General features: G+C 70.7%; 19 protein-coding genes. 9 read left to right on the top strand and 10 right to left on the bottom strand.

All coding sequences use genetic code 11. The features are described from left to right. Positions 1-103: 103 nt before the first annotated feature. From ACWIHY_RS04805 to ACWIHY_RS04790, 4 genes are all read right to left on the bottom strand, one after another. Positions 104-823, bottom strand: a complete 720-nt coding sequence (locus ACWIHY_RS04805; protein WP_454374158.1) for a DUF6304 family protein — start codon at positions 821-823, stop codon at positions 104-106. 111 nt (positions 824-934) lie between these two features. Then, on the bottom strand, positions 935-1,528 hold the full coding sequence (locus ACWIHY_RS04800) for a GNAT family N-acetyltransferase (protein WP_454374157.1): 594 nt from the start codon (positions 1,526-1,528) through the stop codon (positions 935-937). Positions 1,529-1,657: 129 nt separating this feature from the next. After that, entirely contained in the window at positions 1,658-2,701 is a 1,044-nt protein-coding gene (locus tag ACWIHY_RS04795) for a family 2 encapsulin nanocompartment cargo protein polyprenyl transferase (RefSeq protein WP_454374417.1), read from the bottom strand. 79 nt (positions 2,702-2,780) lie between these two features. Continuing rightward, positions 2,781-4,193, bottom strand: coding sequence for a family 2B encapsulin nanocompartment shell protein (locus ACWIHY_RS04790; protein ID WP_454374156.1), 1,413 nt, complete (start codon positions 4,191-4,193; stop codon positions 2,781-2,783). A 250-nt stretch (positions 4,194-4,443) separates the two neighbouring features. Between ACWIHY_RS04790 and ACWIHY_RS04785 the strand changes: the two genes are divergently transcribed. Next, on the top strand, positions 4,444-5,034 hold the full coding sequence (locus tag ACWIHY_RS04785; RefSeq protein ID WP_454374155.1) for an N-acetylmuramoyl-L-alanine amidase: 591 nt from the start codon (positions 4,444-4,446) through the stop codon (positions 5,032-5,034). A gap of 31 nt (positions 5,035-5,065) precedes the next feature. Further along, positions 5,066-6,061 (top strand): 1-aminocyclopropane-1-carboxylate deaminase/D-cysteine desulfhydrase, encoded by a 996-nt coding sequence (locus ACWIHY_RS04780; RefSeq protein WP_454374154.1) that lies wholly within the window; start codon positions 5,066-5,068, stop codon positions 6,059-6,061. Here the strand turns inward: ACWIHY_RS04780 and ACWIHY_RS04775 are convergent. Beyond that, positions 6,040-7,638, bottom strand: coding sequence for a Na+/H+ antiporter (locus ACWIHY_RS04775; RefSeq protein WP_454374153.1), 1,599 nt, complete (start codon positions 7,636-7,638; stop codon positions 6,040-6,042). The two genes, ACWIHY_RS04780 and ACWIHY_RS04775, sit on opposite strands and share 22 nt — an antisense overlap. 46 nt (positions 7,639-7,684) lie before the next feature. Here ACWIHY_RS04775 and ACWIHY_RS04770 point away from each other — a divergent pair, with 46 nt between their 5' ends. The 3 genes from ACWIHY_RS04770 to ACWIHY_RS04760 all read left to right on the top strand — a co-directional run bounded on the left by ACWIHY_RS04770 (position 7,685) and on the right by ACWIHY_RS04760 (position 9,624). Then, a complete protein-coding gene (locus tag ACWIHY_RS04770; protein ID WP_454374152.1) occupies positions 7,685-7,945 on the top strand; it encodes a UBP-type zinc finger domain-containing protein in 261 nt (86 codons plus the stop codon). Positions 7,946-8,179: 234 nt separating this feature from the next. Next, positions 8,180-8,593 (top strand): ATP-binding protein, encoded by a 414-nt coding sequence (locus ACWIHY_RS04765; RefSeq protein ID WP_028811722.1) that lies wholly within the window; start codon positions 8,180-8,182, stop codon positions 8,591-8,593. Next, complete coding sequence (locus ACWIHY_RS04760; protein ID WP_454374151.1) at positions 8,590-9,624, top strand: RNA polymerase sigma factor SigF; 1,035 nt, start codon at positions 8,590-8,592, stop codon at positions 9,622-9,624. Before ACWIHY_RS04765 ends, ACWIHY_RS04760 begins: the two co-directional genes overlap by 4 nt. A gap of 44 nt (positions 9,625-9,668) precedes the next feature. Here ACWIHY_RS04760 and ACWIHY_RS04755 read toward each other — a convergent pair whose 3' ends face one another. Then, entirely contained in the window at positions 9,669-10,100 is a 432-nt protein-coding gene (locus ACWIHY_RS04755; protein WP_454374150.1) for a hypothetical protein, read from the bottom strand. 73 nt (positions 10,101-10,173) lie between these two features. On the opposite strand from ACWIHY_RS04755, the gene ACWIHY_RS04750 reads away from it, so the two are divergent. Next, positions 10,174-11,142, top strand: coding sequence for a diacylglycerol/lipid kinase family protein (locus ACWIHY_RS04750; protein WP_454374149.1), 969 nt, complete (start codon positions 10,174-10,176; stop codon positions 11,140-11,142). Between the two features lie 318 nt (positions 11,143-11,460). Next, entirely contained in the window at positions 11,461-11,718 is a 258-nt protein-coding gene (locus ACWIHY_RS04745) for a WhiB family transcriptional regulator (protein WP_004937597.1), read from the top strand. 193 nt (positions 11,719-11,911) lie between these two features. Here ACWIHY_RS04745 and ACWIHY_RS04740 read toward each other — a convergent pair whose 3' ends face one another. Together ACWIHY_RS04740 and ACWIHY_RS04735 are read right to left on the bottom strand one after the other, a co-directional pair. Next, on the bottom strand, positions 11,912-13,387 hold the full coding sequence (locus ACWIHY_RS04740; RefSeq protein WP_454374148.1) for a sensor histidine kinase: 1,476 nt from the start codon (positions 13,385-13,387) through the stop codon (positions 11,912-11,914). 259 nt (positions 13,388-13,646) lie between these two features. Continuing rightward, positions 13,647-14,255, bottom strand: coding sequence for a TetR/AcrR family transcriptional regulator (locus tag ACWIHY_RS04735; protein ID WP_454374147.1), 609 nt, complete (start codon positions 14,253-14,255; stop codon positions 13,647-13,649). Positions 14,256-14,336: 81 nt separating this feature from the next. On the opposite strand from ACWIHY_RS04735, the gene ACWIHY_RS04730 reads away from it, so the two are divergent. Next, the gene (locus ACWIHY_RS04730; RefSeq protein WP_454374146.1) at positions 14,337-15,092 is read left to right on the top strand and encodes an SDR family oxidoreductase; all 756 of its coding nucleotides are present in this window, start codon (positions 14,337-14,339) and stop codon (positions 15,090-15,092) included. A gap of 14 nt (positions 15,093-15,106) precedes the next feature. On the opposite strand, the gene ACWIHY_RS04725 is transcribed toward ACWIHY_RS04730, so the two are convergent. Further along, positions 15,107-16,153, bottom strand: a complete 1,047-nt coding sequence (locus ACWIHY_RS04725; protein WP_454374145.1) for an SIS domain-containing protein — start codon at positions 16,151-16,153, stop codon at positions 15,107-15,109. Between the two features lie 155 nt (positions 16,154-16,308). Between ACWIHY_RS04725 and nagB the strand changes: the two genes are divergently transcribed. Then, positions 16,309-17,094, top strand: coding sequence for a glucosamine-6-phosphate deaminase (gene nagB, locus ACWIHY_RS04720; protein WP_454374144.1), 786 nt, complete (start codon positions 16,309-16,311; stop codon positions 17,092-17,094). 100 nt (positions 17,095-17,194) lie between these two features. Here the strand turns inward: nagB and ACWIHY_RS04715 are convergent, their stop codons facing one another. After that, a complete protein-coding gene (locus ACWIHY_RS04715) occupies positions 17,195-18,733 on the bottom strand; it encodes a glycoside hydrolase family 3 protein (RefSeq protein WP_454374143.1) in 1,539 nt (512 codons plus the stop codon). Between the last annotated feature and the right edge of the window lie 6 nt (positions 18,734-18,739).

Below are 18,739 nucleotides of genomic sequence, written 5' to 3'. Positions count from 1 at the left end.
GTTCAGCCGGTCCCCCGCCGACGCCCAGGGGAGCGGCCTTGCGAGTACGGGGCATCGTCCTGCCGGAACGCGAAGAGCGGACCTGGCGGATCGACGGCGACCGCTACCGTGCCGCCTCGGCGGCCGCCGGCGCCGCGACCTCCCGTACGTACGGGAACGCGCCGCGGTACCCCGTCCCCGGCCCCTGGGCCGGCCGGCGCTCGAAGTCAGCACAGGCCCACGTCTCCTGCACGAACCCGGACCGCAGGTCCCACAGTTCGAACAGCTCGCGCTTGCCCTCGGCCGCCCGGTACTTCTCCTTGGCCCCCCGGAAGCAGGCCAGACTGCCGAACAGCCCGCCTCCCGCCGGGTGGTAGTCCGAGAAGGCGCAGGAGATGCAGGCCCGCAGGTACGCGCCCGGCGGCAGCCGCCGCTGGATCACCGTCAGCGCGTGCTCGAAGTCGTGCTCCGCACGCTCCGACTCGTACGCCGCGCCGTCGAAGTGCAGGGTCAGGGCCAGGTGTTCGCGGTCGATGCCGCCGGAGGGAAGCGGCCTTCCCAGCGTGAGCAGGCAGCTGAGAGTGGCCCGGTGGACCCGCCCGTCGGCGTACACCGGCATCGGGATGTCCCACTCGAGTACGCAGTCGCACAGCGAACCGCCCGCCAGCGCGAACCCTGTCCCCCCGGACAGAGGTCCCGCCACCGGGTCCAGCGCGTCGAAGCTGTCGCCCTCGAAGTCGACGCCCCTGATGCGGGTGCGCAGCCGCTGTCCGTCCGCCGCGAAATGAACGGCGACGGAACCCTCACGGTCGCGGTACCAGCCGGCCCATGGCTCTCCTGTCATGATCGGGACTTTAGCCCGTTCGGGCGCACGGCCCCGAACAGCCCTGGCAACAGCGCTTCTTGCGGTACGTCGGCACGATCAGCCCGCCCGCCCGAAACCACTCGCAGGTCGTCAGCCCACCGGCTCGCGCCACATGGGCCACATGTGCGGGCCGTCGGGCAGGTCGACCGTACGGCCGGTGAAGCCGAATCCGAGCCGTTCGTACAGCTTGCTGCTGCGCTCGCTGCTCGCCTCCAGATAGGCCGGTACGCCGTCGCGGTCGCACCGGTCGAGGACCGGCCGGATCAACGCCGTCCCGAGCCCCTCCCCCTGGCGGTCCGGGGAGACGGCGATGAGCAGCAGGTACTCGTGCGCCCGGTCGTGCGGGTGAGCCTCGCCGGTCAGCCGGCCGATGAGCTCCGCACGTTCGTTGTCCGGGTCCGCGATCTCCCTCATCCGTGCGGGAGCGTCGTCCTCCTCGTCCGGCAGCCCGGCCGGAACCTGGAGCCACAGGGCCGTGGCCGATCCGTCCTCGGTCATGTCGACCCGGCCCTCGCGCAGGGCCACGTCGAGGAAGACGCCCAGGAACGTGCCGTGCACACGGAGGCGGTGCGCCCGGTCGGGGAAGACCCAGCTGCTCACCGGGTCGTCGATGAAGGCCGCGTCCAGCAGCCGCACGAGCGCCTCACGGTCGCTCTCCCCCGCCTGTCGTATCTCCACGCCCACGGTCCGGCCCTCTTCTCTCCAGGATCACGATCGCCGTCTGAACTGACGTGACTGATCCTAGAGTTGACGCTCCGGAAGGCGGCGGGCGCCCGGGTGGTTCCCGGACGCCCGCCGTCGGTGCTCCCCCGGTCAGCGTGTTCTGCGGGTGACGAACTCGGCAAGCGAGAGCAGGTCGCCCGCCGCCGCCAGGTCGGGCACCGCCCGGGACAGGTGCTGCACGGCCCGGGCCATCCGGTCCGCCGCGTGCGTCTGCGCCCAGTCCCTGCCGCCCGCCCGGTCGACGGCGTCGGCCGCGCGCCGGACGGCTGCCCCGTCCAGCGGCCCCGCGTACAGGCCGGCCAGCTCGGCGGCGGCCTCGCCGTCCGAGGTCAGCGCCGCCACCACCGGGAGTGACTTCTTGTGGGCCGCGAGGTCGGCGCCCGCCGGTTTACCCGTGTGGGCCGGGTCGCCCCAGATCCCGATGAGGTCGTCGATGAGCTGGAACGCGAGCCCCGCCTCCCTCCCGAAGGCGTCCATGGCCGCGACCTCCTCCTCGTCCGCGCCCGCGTAGAGCGCGCCGAGCGCGCACGCGCAGCCGAGCAGGGCTCCGGTCTTCGCCTCGGCCATGGTGAGGCACTCGTCCAGCGACACCTCCCTCGGTCCGCGCCGTTCGAACGCGCAGTCCGCCTGCTGTCCGGCGCACAGCTCGATGACGCAGGCGGCGAGCCGCGCCGACGCCCTGGCCGCCGCCGGGTGCGGGTCCTCGGCGAGCAGCCCCAGCGCGAGGGCGCACATGGCGTCCCCGGCGACGATCGCGTCCGGTACGCCGAAGACCGTCCAGGCGGTGGGCCGGTTCCTGCGGGTCGGGTCCTCGTCGATGACGTCGTCGTGGAGCAGCGTGAAATTGTGGGCGAGCTCCACCGCCGCCGCCGCCCGTACGGCCCGGCCAGGGTCCCCGCCGAGCGCCTGCGTGGCGGCGAGCACCAGGGCGGGCCTGATCGACTTGCCCGCCTGTCCCGCGGCCGGGGCGCCGTCGGCCTGTTCCCAGCCGAAGTGGTACATCGCGATCCGGCGTATGGATGCGGGCAGACTCTCCACGCCCGTGCGCAGTTGGGGGTCGACGCTGCTGCGGGTCCGTTCCAGGAAAGCCGCCGCCTCGTGCCTTTCCGTAGCGGCCGCTTCCGCTCTGGTCATGGTCACGGTCACTTCCTCCAGCAGTGCTTGTACGGTGCCCCCGTCAGGGACCACGGACCGCCTGGGCGAGTGCCGGCTCTCAGCGCCACCTGCCGATCTCGACGTTCTCCAGGACCCCGAGCGCGTCCGGCACCAGTACGGCCGCCGAGTAGTACGCCGTGACCAGGTACCGGATGATCGCCTGCTCGTCGATGCCCATGAAGCGCACCGACAGGCTCGGCTCGATCTCGTCCGGGATGCCGCTCTGCTGGAGCCCGACGACGCCCTGTTCGGCCTCGCCCGTACGCATGCAGATGATCGAGGTCGTACGGGCGTCGCTCACCGGGATCTTGTTGCAGGGGAAGATCGGGACGCCGCGCCAGGAAGGCACCCGGCTGCCGCCGATCTCGATGCTCTCCGGGTACAGGCCGCGCTTGTTGCACTCGCGCCCGAAGGCGGCGATGGCGCGCGGGTGGGCGAGGAAGAGCTTGGATCCGCGCCGCCGTGACAGCAGCTCGTCCATGTCGTCCGGGCTGGGCACGCCGTCGTGCGGCTGGAAGCGCTGTCCGTAGTCGCAGTTGTGGAGCAGCCCGAACTCACGATGGTTGATGAGTTCGTCCTCCTGGCGCTCGCGCAGCGCCTCGACGGTGAGCCGCAACTGCTGCTCGGTCTGGTTCATCGGCTGGTTGTAGAGGTCCGCGACCCGGCTGTGGACCTTCAGCACGGTCTGCGCGACGCTCAGTTCGTACTCGCGCGGCGCCGCGTCGTAGTCCACGTACGTGTGCGGAACGACGGCCTCGCCGACGTGGCCGGCGGAGAGGTCGATGGGCGCCTCGCCGTACTTGTTGGTGCGCTGGCGGGGCAGCGACCGCACCCGCGTGAGGTGGTCGCGCAGCGACTCCGCCCGGTCGGCGAGCGTCAGCACGTCCTGCCGGGACAGGGTCAGTACGGTGCAGGCGGTCTGCGCACGGGCCGTGTACCCCCAAGTGGCGTTCTCCTCGACGAGGGCCTGGTCGCCGAGGTACGCGCCGTCCGCGAGGACGCCGAGCACCGCCTCGTCGTCGTAGGGACCGTCGCCCACCTTCTCGATACGGCCGTGGGCCAACAGGAAGACCGTTTCCGCAGCTTCGCCGGCGGTCGCCAGTACTTCTCCGGCCGCGTACTCCCGCTGGTTGCACCGCTGCGCGAGCTCGCCGAGCACGGCCTCGTCCGCGAAGGTGCGCAGGGCGGGGAGTTCGCAGAGCTCGTTGGGGATGACCTGGACGTTCTCCCCGGTCTGTACGAAGGTCACCCGCCCGTCGCCTACGGAGTAACTGAGCCGGCGGTTCACCCGGTACGTACCGCCCTGGACCTGGACCCATGGCAGCATCCGCAGCAGCCACCGGGAGGTGATCTCCTGCATCTGCGGGGCGGACTTGGTGGTGGTGGCCAAGTTCCGCGCGGCGGCCGTACCGAGACTCTGCTGCGGTTTTGCCTGCTCTTCGCGGATCTCGGAACCTGCCTCGACCGACATCTGACTCCCTCTCGATCATGTGCTGACCTGCGCCGAAGAGCCTTGCAGGCCGGAGAGTCACCGCGCCATTACACAAAAGAGTGTGACTAGATCACCGGTGGCGGGGCACATCGCGCGCCTCCGAGGCGACGGGCCCGCGCGAGAAGTGACCGAATCGGCTCGCACGCCGTCCGAACGGATAGCCGTGGCAGCGGAGTTCGGGTACAAGCAGCGGTACGAGATGATGCGCGACTCACCTAAGGAGGCGGCCATGGCCTCACCCATGTCCGCGAGCAGATTCCTCGACGTACTGAGAGACGAGGGCATCGACGTCGTCGAGGTCGGCGACTGGCCTACGCACAACCGCAACCACAAGGGCCCGTGGGGCCCTGTCCACGGCGTGATGATCCACCACACGGTCACCTCAGGCACCGCCAACACCGTCCGTATCTGCCGCGACGGCTATCCGGGACTCCCCGGTCCGCTCTGCCACGGCGTGATCGCCAAGAGCGGCTCCATCCATCTGGTCGGGTACGGGCGCGCCAACCACGCGGGCCTGGGTGACGACGACGTACTGCGCGCCGTCATCGCGGAGACGGCTCTGCCGCCCGACAACGAAGCCAACACCGACGGAAACCGGCACTTCTACGGCTTCGAGTGCGAGAACCTCGGCGACGGCGACGATCCGTGGCCCGCGGCGCAGCTCGAAGCCATCGAGCGGGCGGCCGCCGCCGTCTGCCGGCACCACGGGTGGAACTCCCGTTCGGTCATCGGCCACCTCGAGTGGCAGCCGGGGAAAATAGATCCCCGTGGCTTCTCGATGAATACGATGCGCGCGCGGATCCACGAACGTCTCACGTGATGCCTGTGGCGCCCGTGGCGACAATGGGTCCATGACCCCCGAAGCGCTCGACCTCTCCCGCCTGCGTCCGCGGCTGCCGTCGCCGCTGTGGCAGGCCGAGGACGAGCGCTTCAGCCGTCGCGGCGTACGGCTGCTGCTCAAGCGCGACGATCTGATCCACCCGGACCTGCCGGGCAACAAATGGCGCAAGCTGGAGTTGAATCTGCGGGCGGCCGCGGGACGCGCGGTGCTGACGTTCGGCGGCGCGTACTCCAACCACCTGCGGGCGACGGCCGCGGCCGGACGGCTGCTGGGCTTCCCGACGATCGGCGTCGTACGGGGCGACGAGCTCGCGGGCCGGCCCCTCAACCCCTCGCTCGCGCGGTGTGCGGCGGACGGCATGCGGCTGCACTTCGTGGACCGGGCGACGTACCGGGCGAAGGCGGAGCCGGAGACCCTCGCCGCCCTCGTGGCCGAGGCCACCACGACCGCCGCCACTGAGCGGAGAGGCGCCGCCCAAAGCGAGAATCCGGCCCGCCCGGAGAGCGTCTACGTCGTTCCCGAGGGCGGCAGCAACGCGCTCGCCGTACAGGGGTGCGTCGCACTGGGGCGGGAGTTGCGCGGGACAGCGGATGTCATCGGGGTCGCCTGCGGCACCGGCGGCACCATCGCCGGGCTGGCGGCCGGACTGGGGCCCGGGCAGCGCGCCATCGGATTCCCGGTGCTCAAGGGCGGCTTCCTGGGCGAAGGGATACGAGCCCTCCAGCACGCCGCCTTCGACGCCCCGGCCGGCGACTGGACGCTGGACGACCGCTTCCACTGCGGCGGATACGCCCGTACCACCCCGGAACTCGATGCGTTCGCCGCGGACTTCGAGGACCGGCACGGACTGCCCGTGGAACGGCTCTACGTCGCGAAGATGCTGCACGGGCTGACCACCCTCGCGACCGAGGGCGCCTTCCCGCCCGGGACCACCGTCGCGGCGGTCGTCACGGGCCACCCGGACACTGCTCGGCCCGACTCCGCTCAGCCCGACTCCGCGCGGTAGGCCGCCGCCTCCTCCAGGTCCAGCCTGCGCATCAGGCTGCGCAGCATCTCGTCGTCGATGCGCCGCTGGTCCCGCAGCTCGACGAAGACCGTCCGTTCCGCGGCGATCATTTCCCTGGCAAGGCGCCGGTACGTGTCGTCCGCCGATTCCCCGGTCTCCTCGTTGACCGCGCCGAGCCGTTCCCAGACGGCGTTGCGGCGCCTCTCGAGAACGGTCCGAAGCCGGTCCGCGAGCGGCTGCGGCAGCGCGTTCCGCGGATCGGCGAGCAGCTCCTGCAGCCGCGCCTCGGCGGCCGCCGAAGCCTCGCTCTGCGCCTGCGCCTCGGCGAGCGTCTCGGCGTACTCGTCGCGCTTGGGCACCTTCAGCAGGCGGATCAGCGGTGCGAGGGTCAGCCCCTGTACGACGAGTGTGGCGATCACCGTCGTGAACGTGAGGAAGAGGACCAGGTTCCGGGCGGGGAACGGCTCGCCGTGCTCGACGGTCAGCGGGATCGAGAACGCGATCGCGAGGGACACGACACCGCGCATCCCGGCCCACCCGACGATCACGGGTGACGTCCAGGTGACGCCCGGTTCCCGTTCCCGGATGCGTTCCGACAGGAGGCGCGGCAGGTACGTCGCCGGGAAGACCCACACGAAGCGCACCACCACGACCGCCAGGAACACCGCGAACGCGTACCAGACGGCCTGAGCGCCCCCATAGGGACCGAGTCCGCGCAGTACGTAGGGCAGCTGGAGCCCGATCAGCGCGAACACGACCGACTCGAGGATGAAGGACACCATCCGCCACACGGCGTGTTCCTGGATCCTGGTGGCGAAGTCGACCTGCCAGGAGCGGTGCCCCAGATAGAGGGCGACGACCACGACGGCGAGCACCCCGGAGGCGTGTACGTACTCGGCCGCGGCGTACGCCACGAAGGGGATCAGCAGCGACAGCGTGTTCTGGAGCAGCGCCTCCTTGAGGTGCGTGCGCAGCCAGTGCAGCGGCACCATCAGCAGCAGGCCGACGCCCACGCCGCCGATCGACGCCACGGCGAATTCCCCGATCCCGCCGGCCCAGCTGGCGCCCTCGCCGGCCGCGGCCGCCAGAGCGACCTTGAACGCGGTGATGGCGGTGGCGTCGTTCACCAGGGACTCGCCCTGGAGGATCGCGGTGATGCGCGGGGGCAGTCCGACCCGGCGCGCGATGGCCGTCGCGGCGACCGCGTCGGGCGGCGCGATGACGGCGCCCAGGACCAGCGCGGACGTCAGCGTGAGCCCGGGAACGACGAGATACGCGAAGTAGCCGACGATCACGGTCGCGAAGAGCACGTAACCGACCGACAGGAAGGCTACGGGTCTGATGTTCGCCCGCAGATCGAGGTACGAGCTGTCCACGGCGGCCGTGTACAGGAGCGGAGGCAGCAGCAGCGGCAGCACGATGTCCGGGTTCAGCGTGTAGTCCGGCACGCCCGGGACGTACGTCGCCGCGAGCCCCGCGGCGACGAGCAGCAGCGGCGCGGGTACGGGTGTTCTGCGGGCCGCCCCCGCGATCACCGCGCTTCCCGCGATGAGGACCAGCAGTGGCAATGCGTCCATCGGTTCCGGCCCGCCCAATCCGCCTGTACGTCGTAACCTGGCCATCATGAACGAGTGCCTCCATGTCGGCGGACTGCCGCACCCCGAGCCGGTCCCGCTGAGCGACACCTGCCCGGAATGCCTGGCGGTCGGGAGCCACCCCGTACAGCTGCGCCTGTGTCTGGAATGCGGCCACGTGGGGTGCTGCGACTCGTCCCCGTACCGGCACGCGTCCGCGCATGCCAAAGAGGCGGGCCATCCGGTGGTGCGCAGCTTCGAACCCGGGGACAACTGGCGCTGGTGCTACGAGGACGGTTCGATCGTCTGACGTGTGGGTACGTCAACCCGGCGCCGGTCGTTTCCAATTGGGCACCGCACACCCCTAGCCACTGTGCGTACTCATGTGCTTACCATGAGTGACAGGCCGGGGTGGGGGCCCGGCGACAGGGCAGAATGGATCGCGATAGCGTCACCGGCGAACGACGTAACGACGTACCGCGTGGCTTCGGGGGGCGCTGCCTCCCGGACCCCCGAAAGAGCTTGTGCCACCTTGGAGGTGAGGGTGTCCCAGATCGCAGGCGAGCCCGGGACCCAGGACTTCGTGGAAGTCCGGCTGCCCGCTGCAGGTGCCTATCTGTCCGTGCTGCGTACGGCCACGGCCGGACTCGCGGCGCGCTTGGACTTCACCCTCGACGAGATCGAGGATCTGCGCATCGCGGTCGACGAGGCCTGCGCGATCCTGCTCCAGCAGGCCGTGCCCGGTTCCGTCCTCAGCTGTGTCTTCCGGCTCGTCGAGGACTCACTCGACGTCACGGTCTCTGCCCCCACCACGGACGGACGCGCACCTGAGCGCGACACCTTCGCCTGGACGGTGCTCTCGGCACTCGCGGGCAAGGTCGATTCGACGGTCGCCGAGGACCGTACGGTCACCATCAGCCTGTACAAACAGCGCGGCGCGGGACCCGGGCCGGCGTGAGGAACGGGGACGGGCCGGTGCGCAACGAGGAGCTCAGCCCACAGGCGCCGACGGGAGGGCGCGCGGTCCCGGCCGGGCCGGCGCCCGCACCCTCGGGCATCCCTGAGCAGCAGGCCCGGCCCCACCCGGTCGACGGACCGGTGGACGGCGGGCCGGTGGCCGACGTACCGGCGGACGGCCTGGTGGGCACGGTGGCGGCGGAGCAGGCAGAGCGGGCGGGCCATATGAGCGAGCACGGACAGCACCCCACGGAGCACGAGCACGGGCGCCACGATCCGCACGACCGCAGTGCTGCGCGCGCCCTGTTCATCGAGTTGCGCAAGCTGCCGGACGGGTCGGCCGAGAAGGCGGAGCTGCGCAACCGGCTGGTGCGCATGCACCTGCCCCTGGTCGAGCACCTGGCCCGCCGCTTCCGCAACCGCGGCGAGCCGCTCGACGACCTCACCCAGGTCGCCACGATCGGCCTGATCAAGTCGGTGGACCGGTTCGATCCGGAGCGGGGCGTCGAGTTCTCGACGTACGCCACCCCGACTGTCGTCGGCGAGATCAAGCGGCACTTCCGCGACAAGGGCTGGGCCGTCCGCGTTCCCCGCCGCCTCCAGGAGCTGCGGCTGTCGCTCACGACGGCCACGGCCGAGCTCTCCCAGCAGCACGGCCGGTCGCCGACCGTGCACGAGCTTGCCGAGCGCCTGGGCATCTCCGAGGAAGAGGTCCTGGAGGGCCTGGAGTCCGCCAACGCGTACAGCACGCTGTCGCTGGACGTGCCGGACACCGACGACGAGTCCCCGGCGGTCGCGGACACGCTGGGCTCCGAGGACGAGGCGCTGGAAGGTGTCGAGTACCGGGAGTCACTGAAGCCACTCCTGGAGGACCTTCCGCCGCGCGAGAAGCGGATTCTGCTGCTGCGCTTCTTCGGAAACATGACGCAGTCGCAGATCGCCACGGAGGTCGGCATCTCCCAGATGCACGTCTCGCGGCTGCTGGCGCGCACGCTGGCCCAGCTCCGCGAAAAGCTTCTGGTCGAGGAGTAGGTCACACACCGGCACGGACCCTGCGGTGACCCGCGGCGCTGTCGCTACGCGTCGCGGGGACCGCGGATGCCCAGCGCCCGGTTCGTCTCGGGGTTGACCAGCAGGACCAGCGACGCCACGGCCACCACCGCGAGGACGATGCCGGCCGGGATCAGCAGGAAGCCCTCGGAGCGCAGCAGGGTCCAGGCCACCGGCAGCGCCATGATCTGCGTGATGATCGCGGGCCCGCGGCTCCACGCGCGGCACTTGAGCAGGCCCCGCGCGGCCAGCAGCGGCAGCAGCGCAAGGACAATCAGTGTCAGGCCGCCCATCTCCGCCTGCTCGGGCTTGTCGGGGCTGCCGAGCAGCCCCATCACGAGCATGTACGCGCCACCGGCAACCAGGGCCAGCCCCTCCAGCGCGGCGAGCCCCGCTGCGGCGGTCAGCCGGTTGGGGCGGGGTTCGGCGGCGGGTCCGGGAGTCTGCTCATTGCTCACCCCTGCAGCGTAACCGTCTGCCCCGGCGGACCAGGTCTGGGCCAGGTACCGCCAAGTAGGTAGTCTGGCGCCCATGCGTGCACTCCTCGTGGTCAATCCGGCAGCTACCACCACCAGCGCACGCACCCGCGATGTCCTGATCCATGCCCTCGCCAGCGAGATGAAGCTGGAAGTCGTGACGACCGAGTACCGCGGGCACGCCCGCGATCTGGGCCGGCGGGCGGCGGAGAGCAAGGACATAGAGCTGGTCGTGGCGCTCGGCGGCGACGGCACGGTCAACGAGGTCGTCAACGGTCTCCTCCACGAGGGCCCGGACCCGGACAGGCTGCCGCGCCTCGCCGTGGTTCCGGGCGGTTCCACCAATGTCTTCGCCCGCGCCCTGGGTATCCCCAATGACGCGGTCGAGGCGACCGGCGCCATTCTGGACGCGCTGAGCACACGCAGTGAACGAACGGTCGGTCTCGGTCTGGCGGCGGGTACCCCGGGCACGGAGGACGAATCAGTTCCCTCCCGCTGGTTCACGTTCTGCGCGGGATTCGGCTTCGACGCCGGAGTGATCGGCAGAGTCGAACAGCAGCGGGAGCGCGGAAAACGCTCGACGCACGCTCTCTACGTGCGTCAGGTGGTACGCCAGTTCCTGACGGAACCGCACCGTCTGCAAGGGCTGATCACCCTGGAGCGCCCCGGTCACGACCCGGTCGAAGATCTTGTGCTGTCCATAGTCTGCAACACCTCCCCGTGGACCTACCTGGGCAATCGCCCGATGTACGCGTCCCCGGAGGCCTCCTTCGACAAGGCCCTGGACGTGCTCGGCCTGAGCAAGCTGTCCACCCCCGCCGTGGCCCGTTACGCGACCCAATTGCTGACGTCGTCGCCCGAGCGCGGGCCGCACGGTAAGCATGCGGTGACATTGCACGACCTGACCGACTTCACCTTGCATTCGAAGGCCCCACTGCCCTTCCAGATGGACGGTGACCACCTCGGACTGCGTACTAGCGTGACGTTCACAGGCGTACGCCGTGCACTGCGTGTGATTGTGTGAGCGGAAGGCGCAAAAGTCCTTTAACTCGAACGTACGGGCTGGGTTACACCCCATAGAAGTACGGCTGTGACCTACCCGACACCGAGGAATCAAAAAAAACTTTCCGGAAGGGGTTGTATCCGCTGCCGAGGTTTGCGAATCTCTACATGGCGATCGGGACGGCCCGCAACACCAGCCTCCGCTGAAAGCCAGAACCCCTCCTCACACACAGGACCCACACCAGGCGACTGGCAGTCGGCCCTTCACCTGCGGGGGGATTCGTGAAAGCGTTCACATTCACAAGCAACGTGCTTGTAATACCTAGGAGAGGTAGCAGCCATGGACTGGCGTCACAACGCCGTTTGTCGTGAGGAAGACCCGGAGCTGTTCTTCCCCATCGGCAACACCGGTCCTGCGCTGCTGCAGATCGAGGAAGCCAAGGCCGTCTGCCGCCGCTGCCCCGTCATGGAGCAGTGCCTGCAGTGGGCGCTCGAGTCCGGCCAGGACTCCGGCGTCTGGGGTGGCCTCAGCGAGGACGAGCGCCGCGCGATGAAGCGCCGCGCCGCCCGCAACCGGGCGCGTAACGCGACCGCCTGAACCACCACCCCGCACGAGCCTGAGCTTGGCGGCGCGTACAGCGCGTACGCACCACCCGCCCCCGAGCCGCAGCGCGCAGTACCCCCGATGCGCATAGCAACGTGAGCTTTGAGCCCCGGACCGTACCCTCGGTCCGGGGCTCGCCGCTTTTGCGCCCCGTCCGGAACCATCTGAGTTACTTAGAGTTACTCGGTTACTTGTCGGCGCGTACGGGAACATCGAGTACGACCCGGGTGCCGCACTCGGGGCCGGGGACCATGTCGAAGGTCCCGCCCAACTCGCCCTCCACCAGCGTCCGTACGATCTGCAGCCCCAGGTTGCCGGTCCGCTTCGGGTCGAATCCCTCGGGCAGTCCGCGGCCGTCGTCCTGAACGGTGATCAGAAGCCGGGCGTCCTTGCGGTCGCCGCCGCGCACGGCCGCCACCTCGACCGAACCATGCTCCGCCGGCGCGAAGGCGTGCTCCAGCGCGTTCTGCAGGACCTCTGTCAGGACCATGGCCAGCGGCGTCGCGACCTCGGCGTCGAGTATGCCGAAGCGGCCGGTACGACGGCAGTTGACCTTTCCGGGCGAGATCTCGGCGACCATCGCGATCACCCGGTCGGCGATCTCGTCGAACTCGACGCGCTCGTCGAGGTTCTGCGAGAGCGTCTCGTGGACGATCGCGATCGAGCCGACCCGGCGCACTGCCTCGTTGAGCGCCTCGCGGCCCTTCTCCGAATCCATCCGCCGCGCCTGGAGCCGCAGCAGCGCCGCCACCGTCTGGAGGTTGTTCTTCACCCGGTGGTGGATTTCCCGGATGGTCGCGTCCTTGGTGATCAACTCACGCTCACGGCGGCGCAGTTCCGTCACGTCGCGGCACAGTACGAGCGAACCGATCCGGGTGCCCTTCGGCTTCAGCGGGATCGCGCGCAGCTGGATGACCCCGCTGTTGCCCTCGACCTCGGTCTCGCGCGGGGCGTAGCCGCTGGCCAGCTTGACCAGGGCTTCGTCCACCGGACCGCGGGACGGGGCGAGTTCGGCGGTGGCCTGGCCGAGGTGGTGCCCGACGAGGTCGGAGGCGAGGCCGAGCCGGTGGTAGGCGGAGAGCGCGTTCGGCGACGCGTACTGGACGATGCCGTCCGCGTCGAGCCGGATCAGCCCGTCGCCGGCGCGCGGCGAGGCGTCCATGTCGACCTGCTGGGCGGGGAAGGGGAAGGACCCGGCGGCGATCATCTGGGCCAGGTCGGAGGCGCTCTGGAGGTACGTCAGCTCCAGGCGGCTGGGGGTGCGTACGGTCAGCAGGTTCGTGTTGCGCGCGATGACGCCGAGTACGCGGCCCTCACGGCGTACGGGAATCGACTCGACCCGGACCGGGACCTCCTCGCGCCACTCGGGGTCGCCCTCGCGCACGATCCGGCCCTCGTCGAGGGCGGCGTCGAGGAGCGGGCGGCGGCCTCGCGGTACGAGGTGACCGACCATGTCGTCCTGGTAGGAGGTGGGGCCCGTGTTGGGCCGCATCTGCGCGACGGAGACGTAGCGGGTTCCGTCGAGGGTGGGCACCCACAGGACGAGGTCGGCGAAGGAGAGGTCGGAGAGCAGCTGCCACTCCGAGACCAGCAGGTGCAGCCACTCGAGGTCGGTTTCACTCAGAGCGGTGTGCTGGCGGACGAGGTCGTTCATGGAGGGCACGTGTGCGAGCGTACCCGCAGCTCCGGCAACCCCATGGCCGCGGCGCCTGGGAGGGACCCTCAGCCCTCCCGGCACCGCAGCCCGGAGCTACTCCGGCCATGCGGGTGTGCGGTCCCGCGCGGCCGACGGAGGCCACAGCGCAGTCAGGGCAGAGAGCGCCGGTGCCTCGATCCGCCCTCCTGTGCGGGGAGGGAGGAAGCTTTACCAGTACATTGTGGACTAGACCATTACGTTGTGTCTATGGCCGTACCCTGTCAGATTAGCGGTCACCTGGCTCAGCAGGCCAGGCGCGCATGGCCTGCTGGGCCACCGCCTCCAGTTCCTCCCTGGTCGCGCCGTCGCGCGCCTGCTGTGACATCCCCTGGAACACGGCGCCGCTGAAGCGCGCGAGACCGCGGGCGTCGGCGTTCCGCGGCAGCTCGCCCGCGTCGATGTCGGCGCTGACGAGAGCCTCGATCGCGGCGAGGTTGGCATTGCGCCGGTCGCGCAGCGCGGCTTCGACCTCCGGCGTCGCGCAATTGACCGCCGAGAAGACGACCAGACAGCCGCGCGGGTGCGTGGGGTCGGTGAACTCGGTGGCCGCCTCGTGGAGCATCCGGGCGATGCCGGCACGGGCGGTGGACTCCTCGCGCAGGGCGCGCGACGCGAACGCGCCGTGCCTCTCGCCGTACGCGCTCACGACCTCCGCGAACAGTGCCTTCTTGTCGCCGAAGGCGGCGTAGAGGCTGGGCGCCCCGATCCCCATGGCACGGGTGAGGTCGGCGACGGACGTCGTCTCGTAACCGTGCTCCCAGAAGGCCAGCGTCGCCTGCCGCAGGGCCGCTTCGCGGTCGAAGGAGCGTGGCCGGCCGCGCTGTTTGGTCGCCATGTTCTCAATTCTATAGCGGTCGTTAGCTTATCTGCTACGGTTCTTTCTGTAGCGACCACTAGAGAAATGGGGGGCGTCGCCATGAGCACGCTCACGGGCAAGACGGCACTGGTCACGGGCGGCAGCCGGGGCATCGGACGGGGCATCGCGCTTCGCCTGGGCCGGGACGGGGCGCGGGTCGCCGTGCACTACGGCAGTAACGAGGTGGCTGCCAAGGAGACCGTGGCCGCGATCGAGGCGGCGGGCGGCTCTGCGTTCACGATCGGCGCGGAGCTGGGGGTCGAGGGGGACGCGGCGGCACTGTGGGCCGAGTTCGACCGCCAGTCCCCCGACGGGCTGGACATCCTGGTCAACAACGCGGGCATCGGGGCGTCGAAGGGGTTCGCCGAGATCGGGGAGCCGGAGTACGACCGGGTGTTCGCGGTCAACACGAAGGCGCCGTTCTTCGTGACGCGGCTCGCGGCGGACCGGCTGCGAGACGGCGGGCGGATCGTCAACATCTCGACCGGCCTGTCGCGCGCGGCCGTCATGCCCGACCTCATCGCGTACGCCATGAGCAAGGGCGGGCTGGACGTGTTCACGCGGTACCTGTCCAAGGTGCTGGGCCCCCGAGGCATCACGGTGAACGCGGTGGCGCCCGGCATCGTCGACACGGACATCAACGCGGACTGGCTGCGTACGAGCGACGAGGCGTGGGCGGGGGCGGCGGCGATGTCGGCGCTGGGGCGGGTCGGGGAGCCCTCCGACATCGCGGACGTCGTGGCGTTCCTGGCGTCCGACGACGCCCGCTGGATCACCGGCCAGTGGCTGGACACCACGGGCGGCTCACTGGCCTGAGCGCCGGCAGGGCGTCAGTGGGTCTCCGTGACCTTCGCCAGGGCGCGCGGGGCGTCGGGGTCCTGCCCCCTGGCGATCGTCACCTCGTACGCCAGGAGCTGGAGCGGCAGGATCTCCAGGACCGGCTGGAGCTCCTCGGGGACGCCCTCCAGGGAGAGGACGAACCCCGCCGAGGCCGCGTCCACCTGCGCCTTGGGGCCGATCACCACAAGGTCGGCGCCGCGGCCGCGCAGGCGGTCGAGGACCGGCTGGAGCGCCTCGCCGCCCCGGCCGGCCGTGACGACGGCGATGACCGGGGAGATGTTGTCGACCATGGCGAGCGGGCCGTGCAGCAGGTCGGCGCCCGAGTAGGAGAGAGCCGGGATGTAGCTCGTCTCCATGAGCTTGAGCGCCGCCTCCTTGGCCGTCGGATAGCCGTAACCGCGCGAGGTGATGACCATGCGCTCGGCGAACCGGTAGCGGCCGGCGAGCTGCCTGACCTCCACCCGGCGCGCCAGGATCTCCGCGGCGAGGTCCGGCAGGACCGCTGCCGCCGAACCGTCGCCGCCGCGCAGTCCGTCGGCGAAGAGGTAGAGGGCGAGCAGGGACGCGGTGTACGTCTTCGTGGCCGGAAGGGCCTTCTCCGCGCCCGCCAGGATGTCGATGTGGTACTCGCTGACCGCCGCCAGCGGCGAGTCCGCGTTGTTGGTCACGGCGAGCGTGATCGCGCCGGCCTCGCGGGCCGCCCTGGTGGACGCGACGAGGTCGGGTGAGCCGCCCGACTGGCTGACGGTGACGACCAGGACGTCCCTGAGGTCGGGGCGGGCGCCGTACGCCGTCGTGGTCGACATGGAGGTCAGTCCGCACGGCAGGCCGAGCTGGATCTCCAGCAGGTACTTCGCGTAGAGGGCCGCGTTGTCCGAGGTGCCGCGGGCGGCGAGCAGCACGAAGCGCGGGCTTCTGGCGGCGACGGCCCGCGCGGTCTCGCGGATCCGCGGTGCGCCGGTTTCGAGGATGCGGCGCAGGACCGAGGGCTGCTCGGCGATTTCGGCGGACATGATCCTGCCCGGCTGTTCGACCATGCTCGGTGCCTCCAAAAAGGTGACGATCGGCGCCTCTCAGTCGACCATGGAAATGCGGGCATCCGCATGGTGAAGACCACCCGGCAGACGGCTCCCCCTCTGCTAGATTGGTCTATACCACAAGCGGCTCCCCCTCTCAGATCGGCAGGCTCAGCGTGGAAGTTGTCATCGTTCCGGACGCCAAAGCGGGCGGCGAGCTCATCGCGGCGGCCATCGGCCGGCTGCTGAGCCACAAGCCCGACGCGCTGCTCGGCGTGGCCACCGGTTCGTCCCCGCTTCCCATCTACGAGGCACTGACGACCAAGGTCCGCGCGGGCGAAGCCGACGCGTCGCGCGCGCGGATATGCCAGCTCGACGAGTACGTCGGCCTGCCGCCGGGACACCCCGAGTCGTACCGCTCCGTCGTGCTGCGCGAGGTCGTCGAGCCGCTCGGCCTGACCGAGGCGTCCTTCATGGGCCCCGACGGGTCCGCCGAGGACATCCAGGCCGCGTGCGAGGCGTACGACCGCGCTCTCGGCGAGGCCGGCGGCGTGGATCTCCAGCTGCTCGGGATCGGCACCGACGGGCACATCGGCTTCAACGAGCCCTGCTCCTCGCTCGCCTCCCGCACCCGCATCAAGACGCTGACCGAGCAGACCCGCGTCGACAACGCGCGCTTCTTCGGCAACGACATCGACCAGGTGCCCCACCACGTCATCACCCAGGGCATCGGCACCATCCTGGAAGCCCGCCACCTGGTGCTGCTCGCCACCGGTGAGGGCAAGGCGGAGGCCGTGGCACAGACCGTCGAGGGACCGGTGGCGGCGCTGGTTCCGGCATCGGCGCTCCAGCTGCACCCGCACGCGACGGTCGTCGTCGACGAGGCGGCGGCGTCCAAGCTGAAGCTCGCCGACTACTTCCGCGCGACGTACGCGGCAAAGCCGTCCTGGCAGGGGCTGTAGGACTCCTCGGCCTGCCCGGCCGCCCGGCCTGTCTGCCGTACGACGAAGTGCCGAGGTCCCCCCGGACCTCGGCACTTCGTCGTATCCCGGCCGGTGGGCGTCAAACGCCGGCGATAACCTCTGCGGCGGCCAGACCGCACACCCGCGCGGCGCCGTGCGTCGCGATGTACAGAGCCCCGCGCGGCTGCGCCTGCGGGACGCCCATCTCCACCACGACCGTGTCGGGCCGGGCGGCGGTCAGTGCCTCCAGCGCGACCGCCATCCACGGGTGGCGGTGGGCGTCGCGCACGACGGCGACGATCCGGCGGTCCCCCGCGGCCCCGATCACCTGATCCGGCGCGCAGTTCTCGCTGCCGTACATGCCCGTCGCGGTGTCCGGCAGCAGGCGCGCCAGCTCGGGGGCCACGCCCCACGGCGTCTCGTCGCCCACGGCGATGTTCGCCACCGGCGAGAAGGAAGCGACGTACGGAGCGGAAGTGACGGGCTCGAACCCGGCGCTCCGCGTGATCCGCAGCGCCCGCCGCGCGGCCACCAGGCCGATCTCGGTACGCGGGCCCGTGCCGGCGCCGGGCGCGGTCCCCTCCTGTGAAGCCGCGCCCGGCCCCGGGGCCCCCCGGGCCCCCCTGGTCTCCCGCGTCCAGCCCGCGAGCGCGCGTACGCGCGCGGCCGCGTCGGCCAGCCGCTCCTCCGGCAGCACGCCGTCCCGTACCGCCGCGACCAGCGCGTCGCGCAGCCGCAGTACGGTCTCGTCGTCCGCCAGTCCGCCCCCGACGCAGATCGCGTCGGCGCCGGCGGCGATCGCCATGACGCTGCCGCGCTCGATGCCGTACGTCGCGGAGATGGCCTGCATCTCCATGCCGTCGGTGATGATCAGCCCGTCGTAGCCGAGCTCCTCACGCAGCAGACCGGTGAGAATCTGCGGGCTCAGAGTGGCCGGACGGGACGGGTCGAGCGCAGGAAGCAGGATATGCGCGCTCATGACAGATTTGGAGCCCGCCGCGATCGCGGACCGGAAAGGCACCAGCTCACGGGCGTGCAATGTGTCCAAGTCCACGTCGATCGTGGGCAGCGCGTGGTGCGAGTCGACGGCGGTGTCGCCGTGGCCCGGGAAGTGCTTGGTGCAGGCGGCGACTCCGGAGGCCTGGAGACCTTCGACGTACGCCGCCGTGTGCCGGGCCACGAGCTGCGGGTCGGCTCCGAAGGAACGTACGCCGATGACAGGATTCCCCGGGTTGGAGTTGACGTCGGCGGACGGCGCCCAGTTCAGGTTGACGCCGCATTCGGCCAGCCTGCGGCCGAGTTCGCGGGCGACGTCCCGGGTGAGCGCGGCGTCGTCGACAGCGCCGAGTGCGAGGTTGCCGGGGAATGAGGAGCCGTGCCGGACCTCCAGGCGGGTGACATCGCCGCCCTCCTCGTCGATCGCGACGAGCACGTCGTCCCGCTCGGCGCGCAACTGCGTGGTGAGTGCGGCGAGTTGCTCCGGGGAGGCGATGTTGCGGCCGAACAGGCCGACCGAGGTCAGGCCCTCACCGACGCGGCGCAGCAGCCAGTCGGGGGCGGTGGCGCCCTCGAAGCCGGGCTGGAGCACCGCCAGGGCGTCGCGGGTCAGTGTGTCCGTACGGCTTACGAGTGTCGTCATCGCGGC

The organism is Streptomyces sp. NPDC055287 (genome assembly GCF_053646035.1).
This window is presented reverse-complemented; position numbering and strand designations above follow the sequence as displayed.